This is a genomic window from Bradyrhizobium sp. (assembly GCF_049512235.1).
In the GTDB taxonomy this organism is placed as follows: Bacteria; Pseudomonadota; Alphaproteobacteria; order Rhizobiales; family Xanthobacteraceae; genus Bradyrhizobium.
In genome coordinates, this window is the sequence record NZ_JBEKXH010000299.1 from 1 (window position 1) to 8,128 (window position 8,128).

At 63.0% G+C, this 8,128-nt stretch carries 8 protein-coding genes; 7 read left to right on the forward strand and 1 reads right to left on the reverse strand.

Annotated features, from left to right (window positions below; translation table 11 throughout):
* Positions 1-357: 357 nt before the first annotated feature.
* The gene (locus ABSG20_RS23835) at positions 358-963 is read right to left on the reverse strand and encodes an LOG family protein (RefSeq protein WP_423866967.1); all 606 of its coding nucleotides are present in this window, start codon (positions 961-963) and stop codon (positions 358-360) included.
* Between the two features lie 220 nt (positions 964-1,183).
* Between ABSG20_RS23835 and ABSG20_RS23840 the strand changes: the two genes are divergently transcribed.
* The 7 genes from ABSG20_RS23840 to ABSG20_RS23870 form a co-directional block, all read left to right on the forward strand.
* Positions 1,184-3,172 (forward strand): ABCB family ABC transporter ATP-binding protein/permease, encoded by a 1,989-nt coding sequence (locus ABSG20_RS23840; protein WP_423866961.1) that lies wholly within the window; start codon positions 1,184-1,186, stop codon positions 3,170-3,172.
* A gap of 45 nt (positions 3,173-3,217) precedes the next feature.
* Positions 3,218-3,919, forward strand: a complete 702-nt coding sequence (locus ABSG20_RS23845) for a phosphatidylserine decarboxylase (RefSeq protein ID WP_423866962.1) — start codon at positions 3,218-3,220, stop codon at positions 3,917-3,919.
* Positions 3,920-3,998: 79 nt separating this feature from the next.
* The gene (gene pssA, locus ABSG20_RS23850; RefSeq protein WP_423866968.1) at positions 3,999-4,883 is read left to right on the forward strand and encodes a CDP-diacylglycerol--serine O-phosphatidyltransferase; all 885 of its coding nucleotides are present in this window, start codon (positions 3,999-4,001) and stop codon (positions 4,881-4,883) included.
* A gap of 102 nt (positions 4,884-4,985) precedes the next feature.
* The gene (locus ABSG20_RS23855) at positions 4,986-5,705 is read left to right on the forward strand and encodes an RraA family protein (RefSeq protein ID WP_423866963.1); all 720 of its coding nucleotides are present in this window, start codon (positions 4,986-4,988) and stop codon (positions 5,703-5,705) included.
* Between the two features lie 244 nt (positions 5,706-5,949).
* Positions 5,950-6,723, forward strand: a complete 774-nt coding sequence (locus ABSG20_RS23860) for a motility protein A (RefSeq protein WP_423866964.1) — start codon at positions 5,950-5,952, stop codon at positions 6,721-6,723.
* Between the two features lie 32 nt (positions 6,724-6,755).
* Positions 6,756-7,586: a flagellar motor protein MotB gene (locus ABSG20_RS23865; RefSeq protein WP_423866965.1), complete on the forward strand. Its 831-nt coding sequence runs from the start codon at positions 6,756-6,758 to the stop codon at positions 7,584-7,586.
* A gap of 253 nt (positions 7,587-7,839) precedes the next feature.
* Positions 7,840-8,128, forward strand: a 289-nt coding sequence (locus ABSG20_RS23870) for a KUP/HAK/KT family potassium transporter (protein WP_423866966.1), incomplete at its 3' end; no start/stop codon positions are given.

Below are 8,128 nucleotides of genomic sequence, written 5' to 3' on the forward strand. Positions count from 1 at the left end.
AAGCTGGTGTCAAGTCTTCGGAGGTTTCGTTCGGCTCAACCGGGTCGGACAAAACCGTTAATTCGAAGGCAACGGTGGCAAGAGAGCTATCTCGCCGGGGAGAGCGCGTCATAAACCGTAAACCATTGTGTGGGGAATGCCGGATGATCCGGTGCCTCGCTGTTGCTCGTGTGCGTCGGCCGTTTTTTTGCACGCGAGGCCGCGGGTGCCTCTGGGCATCGCGGCATTCCCCGCGCCCTCTGTTATCCAAGGGCGAGAGGTTCTTGCAAAAGCCCGGGCGCCTCGCGCCGCGGGGTGTTTATTCGCGTCTGGAACGACTGATCGTCAAAATCGGAAGCAGTTCTTTTGATGTCTGTCCTAAAGCCTGCTGGCGATCTCGGGCGCCATCTTCTCGGTGCCTTCCGCCGCCTGAGCCGCGGCGGCACGCAATCGCGGCACGATATCCTCGACCCGTTCGGCTTTCAGGATATCGACCGCCAGCGACGGGCGGATGAATTGCGTCGCGCGCATGTGCGCGAACAGGGCCAGCAACGGCTCCCAGAAGCTTTCGATATTGGCGAGCAGGACCGGCTTGGAGTGGCGGCCGAGCTGCTGCCAGGTCAACTGCTCCACCAGCTCCTCCAGCGTGCCGATCCCGCCGGGCAGCGCAACGAAGGCGTCGGACCGCTCGAACATCAGCCGCTTGCGCTCATGCATGTCGGGGGTGACGATCATCTCCTGAACGCGGGTCAGCGCGTTTTCGCGGGCGGTCAGAAAGCTGGGTATGATGCCCGTCACCGTACCACCATGGTCGAGCACGGAGGTCGCCACCGCGCCCATCAGCCCGATCGAGCCGCCGCCATAGACCAGGCCGATGCCGTTCTCGGCAAGGGCTTTTCCCAGGCCGATGGCCGCTTCGACAAAGCGGGGATTGGTACCGGGGCCGGAGCCGCAGTACACACAGACAGTTCTGATCTTGCTCATACTGGCCATGTGGCACCGCAGCGTATAGCCGTCAAGCCTTTCGAATTCGCTGCCGGGCGGTTGAATCCATCCTCTAAATGCCTGAACATGGTCAAAGAATCGTTTCCATCGAGGGTGCGCAAGAGGTTCAAAACCTCTATATGACGGTTAGGATGAAGGTTAACAGAAAAACCCGCACGGCAACCTATCCGCGCCGCCGCCTTGCTTCAGGCGTTCGCTGATGGCTCATACTGATTCGGCCCGGGGCGCCGGTGCAGCGCCGTCTGCCACTCATACCTCAAGCGAACGGGCGACCCTGATCGGGACGCTGGCGCATCTTTGGCCGTACATCTGGCCCGGCGATCGCGCCGATCTGAAGATGCGCGTGGTGTGGTCGGTGGTGCTGCTGCTGATCGCCAAGGTCGCGACGCTCACGGTTCCCTTTACCTTCAAATGGGCGATCGACGCCCTGACCGGCGCCGATACCGCCCCGGTCGCATCGTCGAACTGGACGCTGTGGCTGGTCGCCTCGCCCCTGATCATGACCGCGAGCTATGGCGGCCTGCGGGTCGTGATGGCGGTCCTGACCCAATGGCGCGACGGCATCTTCGCCCGCGTTGCGATGCATGCGGTGCGCAAGCTCGCTTTTCTCACCTTCGTCCACATGCACGAGTTGTCGCTGCGCTTTCATCTGGAACGCAAGACCGGCGGGCTGACGCGGGTGCTGGAACGCGGCCGTTCCGGCATCGAAGTCATCGTGCGGATGGTCATCCTGCAGCTGGTCCCGACCATTGTCGAGGTTTCGCTGCTGATGGTCGTGCTGTTGTGGAAGTTCGACTGGCGCTATGTGCTGGCCACCATGATCACGGTCGTGGTGTTCATGTACTACACCTACATCGCGACCGAATGGCGGATCGAAATCCGCCGCAAGATGAACGAATCCGACACCGACGCCAATACCAAGGCGATCGACTCGCTTCTGAACTACGAGACCGTCAAATATTTCAGCGCGGAACAGCGCGAAGCCTCCCGCTACGACCGTTCGATGGAGCGTTACGAGCGCGCCAGCGTCAAGACCTATACCTCGCTGGCGCTGCTCAATACCGGGCAGGCGATCATATTCACAGCAGGTCTCACCGCGACCATGCTGATGTGCGCGATCGGCGTCCGCGGCGGCAAGAACACGGTGGGCGACTTCGTCATGATCAACGCCATGATGATCCAGCTCTACCAGCCGCTGAATTTCATGGGCATGGTCTATCGCGAGATCAAGCAGGCGATCATCGATATCGAGAAGATGTTCGACGTGCTGTCGCGCAATCCGGAAGTCAAGGATGTTCCCGGCGCGAGGCCCCTGATCGTGACCACGGGTCATGTCCGTTTCGAGGATGTGCGGTTTTCCTACGATCCGGAGCGGCCGATCCTCAAGGGCCTCAGTTTCGAGGTGCCAGCCGGCAAGACGGTGGCGATCGTCGGACCGTCCGGCGCCGGCAAGTCGACCATCTCGCGGCTTCTGTTCCGGCTCTATGATATCTCGGGCGGCAAGATCCTGATCGACGGCCAGGATATCCGCGCCGTCACCCAGGCCTCGCTGCGGGCGTCGATCGGCATGGTGCCGCAGGACACCGTGCTGTTCAACGACACCATCCGCTATAATATCCGTTACGGCCGCTGGGACGCCACCGACGCCGAGGTGGAACAGGCCGCCCGGCTGGCGCAGATCGACGCCTTCATCAGGATTTCGCCCAGGGGGTATGAGACCCAGGTTGGCGAACGGGGCTTGAAACTGTCGGGCGGCGAGAAGCAGCGGGTCGCGATCGCGCGCACCGTTCTCAAGGCGCCGCCGATCCTGGTCCTGGACGAGGCGACGTCGGCGCTCGACAGCCATACCGAGCATGAAATTCAGGAGGCGCTGGAGCGGGTGTCGCGCAACCGCACCTCGCTCGTGATCGCGCACCGGCTGTCCACGATCGTCGGCGCCGACGAAATCATCGTGCTGGACCAGGGCCGTATCGCCGAGCGTGGAACGCACTCCGAGCTTTTGGCAAGCGGCGGACTTTATGCCAGTATGTGGAACCGGCAGCGCGAGGCGCAGGAGGCGCGCGAGCGGCTGGCGCGGATTGCCGACGACAATGAGGCGCCGAACCGCGCGCCGCCGCCGGTCGACACCCCGCTTGTCGACACCCCGCTTGTCGATGATGCGCTGCCGACCCCGGCTGCTGCGGAATGAGCGAAGCGCAATCCGCAGGGCAGAACGTACAATGAGCGGCGAAGATTGATGTCCATCACCCATTCCATTCGCGCGCAGATCCCGCCGATCCATCCCCAGGGCTATCCCTTCATCGGCGGCTTTGCGGTGGCTTCGCTGTTGTTGTTCTGGCTCTGGACGCCGCTGGGGTGGATCGGGGCGGCGCTGACGATCTGGTGCGCGCTGTTCTTCCGCGATCCGATTCGGGTAACGCCGGTGCGCGAGGGCATCGTGGTGGCGCCGGCCGACGGGCGCATTTCGATGCTGACGCAGGTGATGCCGCCAGCCGAACTCGGTCTCGGTGACCGGCCGCTGCCGCGGATCTCGATTTTCATGAGCGTGTTCAACTGCCACATCAACCGCAGCCCGGTCTCGGGGCGGATCGATCGGATCGCCTATCGGCCCGGTACCTTCATCAATGCCGAGCTCGACAAGGCGAGCGAGGACAACGAGCGCAACTCGCTGGTGATCTCGACGCCGGACGGGCGCATCGGCGTGATCCAGATCGCAGGGCTGGTGGCGCGCCGGATCGTATCGTTCGTACGCGAGGGGCAGTCGATCGGCGCCGGCGAGCGGTTCGGCCTGATCCGCTTCGGGTCGCGTCTTGACGTCTATCTGCCCGAAGGCACCCCTGCGCTGGTCGCCGAAGGTCAGACCGCGGTTGCCGGCGAGACCATTCTGGCCGATTTCAGGCCCGGCGATGGCAGTCGAACCTACCACGCCGATTAACCATTGGGCCTTCGAACCGCGCGGCCGGGTGCCGCGGTGGCGGAGCCGGCCGGCGATTGCTATATGGATGCGAGCCATGATGCCCATCGATCCCAACCACCTGGAAATGCGCCGCCGCCGGTTTCGCCCGATTCCGGTGCGGATGCTGGTGCCCAACTTCATCACCTTGCTGGCGATCTGCGCGGGTTTGACGGCGATCCGGCTGTCCACGGAAGGGCGGATGGAACTGGCGGTGGCGGCGATCGTGTTCGCCGCCGTGCTGGATTTCCTGGACGGTCGCGTCGCCCGCATGATCAAGGGCCAGTCTAAATTCGGCGCCGAACTCGACAGCCTGGCCGATTTCGTCAATTTCGGCGTCGCGCCGGGCCTGATGCTGTACTTCTGGCAGTTGCATGACCTGCATAATGGCGGCTGGATCGCCGCGATGGTGTTCGCGATTTCGGGCGGGCTGCGGCTGGCGCGTTTCAATGCCACCATGGACGATCCGAACAAACCCGCCTTTGCGGCCAATTACTTCACCGGCGTTCCGGCCCCCGCCGGGGCGATCACGGTACTGCTTCCGATCTACCTTTCCTTTGTCGGCGTGCCGCAACCGCCGGCCGTGCTGACGGCATTGTTCACGCTGTTAATCGCATTTCTGATGGTTTCGCGGCTGCCGGTATTTTCGGGCAAGACCGTGCGCATGCGGGTGCCGCCGGAAATGGTTCTGGCGGTCTTCGTCTCGGTGATTTTCTTCATCGCGCTCTTGATCAGCTACCCCTGGTACATCCTGTCGGCGGGATCGGTGCTTTACCTCTTGAGCCTGCCGGCCGGATGGAGGTCCTATCGCGACCATCAGCGCAAAGCGGCCGCCCAGGCCGTGCCGCGGGCCGATGCCGCCCCGCAAGGTCCGGCGCCGCCGTTCCCTCCGACGACGGTGGTCGCCGGCCCGGACCCTGATGACAGGCCCACCCGGCTGAACTGATGAGCGGCTTCCACTCTTTTGCCGATCGCGTGGCGGTCTTGTATATGGCTAAGCCAAGGGGCCTTGAAGAATGGCCGGTCGCAACATTCTGGAGAAAACGCCGTGACGGATTCCACAAAAGCGCCGCTGTCCGCTTCGCTTCTTGAGGCTTTGGGGCGCTACGACACGCCGACCATCTGCAACGCGCTTGAAATCGTCGCGCCCGAACGTCGTCTGATCGGTTACACGACGAAACCCCTGGTCTGTCCGTTCCCCGAGCTTTCACCGATCGTCGGTTATGCGCGCACCGTGACCATCCGCTCGGTGCTGCAATCCGGCCTTGCGGCGGCGGAGCAGGCCAAGCGTCGCATCGCCTATTATGAATATGTCGGTACCGGCTTCGGTCCGCGCATCACCGTGATCCAGGATATCGACGGCGCGGATGCGGGATATGGCGCGTTCTGGGGCGAGGTCCAAAGCTCGGTGCACAAGGCGCTCGGCTGCCTCGGCGTCATCACCGACGGATCGATCCGCGACATTCCGCAATGGGCGCCCGGCTTCCAGGCGCTGGCCGGCTCGATCGGTCCGTCGCACGCCTTTGTGCATGCCGAGGCTTTTGGCGGCGAAGTACGCGTCGCCGGGATGACGGTGCGCTCCGACGACCTCATTCATGCCGACCGCCATGGCGCCGTGGTGATCCCGCGCGAGGTCGCCGCCAAGGTCCCCGACGCCGCCGAACTCTGCGGCCGCCGGGAAACGCCAATCCTCGAAATCGCCCGCAGCAAGGACTTCACCCTCGATAAGCTGAAAGAGGCCCTGCAGCGTTCGGCTGAAATTCACTGAAGGCGTTGTACGTTGCGCTGACTATGGTTAGCGAAATATTGAGATCGGGCCCGGACGCCAACTGACCGGTCGATCGCGGGTTGGATCGGCTGTTTGCGCCAGTTCGCGCCGGGTTCCGCCGCACGGCGGTTTAAGCTTTACGCGTCTTTAATGGCGCGGACGTAGAGTGCTTGTTGCGTGGCTCGGGACGGGCCGCGCCATCGTCCAGGATGGCCGGTGGTTCGCGTACGCGTTGGAGTTTTCCATGGATATCATGACGAGCGTCGGACTGGCGTGCGGCTTCGCCGTCATCACCCTGATCATGCTGATGGGTGGCAGCATGGAAATGTTCTGGAGCGAACATGCGGTCATCATCATCTTCGGCGGCTCCATCGCCGCCACCATGATCCGGTTTCCGCTCAGCGCGATCCTGCACGGCCTGCCGCTCGGCGCCAAATTTGCCTTCACGATGAGCCGGCTGTCGGCGCGCGATCTGGTCGACGAACTTGCGCGCATCGCGGAAATCGCCCGCAAGCAGGGACCGGTCGGGCTGGAAAAGGTCGAGACCGACGAACCCTTTCTCGCCAAGGGCATCCGCTACGTCGCCGACGGCTACGATCTCGAATTCATCCGCGACAATCTCGAACGCGACCGCGACAACTTCCTGATGCATCTCGACGAAGGCGGCAAGATCTACCGCGCCATCGGCGACTGCGCGCCGGCGTTCGGCATGATCGGAACCTTGATCGGCATGGTGCAGATGTTCGCCAACATGACCGACCCCTCGAAGCTCGGGCCTTTCATGGCGACGGCGCTGCTGGCGACGCTTTACGGCGCGCTGGTTGCGAACCTGTTCTGCCTGCCGCTCGCCGACAAGCTGCATGGCAAGCTGCTCGACGAGGAGACCAACCGGACGCTGATCATCGACGGCATCCTGATGATCCGGGATTCCAAGAGCCCGACGCTGGTCCGGGAAATGCTGCTGGCCTATTTGCCGGAAAAGCACCGCCACGAAGAAGGCGAGCCGGTCCCGGCCTGATCGGCCGGTAAACGCGGTTCAGAAAGCAAGCGATGGCCAAGAAAAAACGTGGCGCTGGACATGGCGGTGGACACGGCTGGTTCGTGACCTTTGCCGACCTCATGGGTCTGATGATGAGCTTCTTCGTGATGCTCGTCGCATTCTCCACCATGGACAACAACAAGCTCAAGATTGTCGCAGGCTCGATGCGCGATGCTTTCGGCGTGCAGACCGATGCGCGCTATTCCGGCATCATCGAATCCGACGGTCTGCCGACGCGACCCAAGCTGAAGAACGCCGCGCACGTTCCGCCGGAGGAGGCCTCCAACCGGCCGACCCCAGATGAGCAGGAGAAAAGCCTGGCCGACGGTGCCCGCATCAAGATCGATCGCGAATTCGCGCTGGCCTCGGCGTCGTTGCGGCAGGCCTTGCAGGACCTGCCGGAACTGACCGAGATCTCAAAACACGTCATGTTCGAGGAGACCAAGAAAGGCCTCAATCTGGAAATCGTCGACCAGGATGGCCGTTCGATGTTTGCCGACGGCTCCAAGGTACCCTACGACCGCACCCGCCGGCTGATAGAGAAACTCGCAGCCCCGCTCAAGGCGACGCCGCTTCGCGTCGCCATCGTCGGTCACACTGCGGCTGGCTTTGTGCCGACGCGGAGCGACTATGGCGCGTTCGATCTGTCGGCGGATCGGGCCAATGCGGTGCGTCAGATTCTCGAGCAGGAAGGACTGCCGTCAGCCCACATTTCTGAGGTGTCCGGAACGGCCGACGGGCAGCCGCTGTTCCCCGACGATCCCTCGCTGGCGGCGAACCGCCGCGTGACCATCACCCTGATGCGTGAGGATCCGCCGTTGCCGCCCGGCCTCAAGCCGTAATTTGCAGCCACTACGGCATCCCGTTACCGTGAAACCAGCAAGGGTTGCATTGACGTGCAACGCTCTGCTGGCCGGCGATGGGCGCAGAACGGCCTTTCTGCAGCAGTGGCTCGGCGGCAGGCAACCCCGGCTGCCGTCCATATTTTTGCATGGTGTTGGCCTAAAATCAGGCTAGGCTATGCACCAAGCGCAGGACTATAAGCGGCCTCGCTTTGCTATTGGTGCAGTGAAGCATTTTGAGGCCGAAGCTCTCATGACCACTGATGTTGTAGCTCCCGCCGCGGAAACGACGGCGGCCGGCGGGCATGGCGAAGCCCATTCCACTGCCAGTTTCAGGGCTCTGCTGATCGGCAGCATTGGCGTTGTCTATGGCGACATCGGCACCAGCCCGCTCTATGCGTTACGCGAAGCTGTGGTCGCCGCCAGTGGTCCCGCGGGGGTTGCCTCACCTCAGGCGGTGCTCGGCGTCGAGTCCTTGATCCTGTGGGCGCTAATCATTGTGGTGACGCTGAAATATGTGCTGATCCTGCTGCGCGCGGATA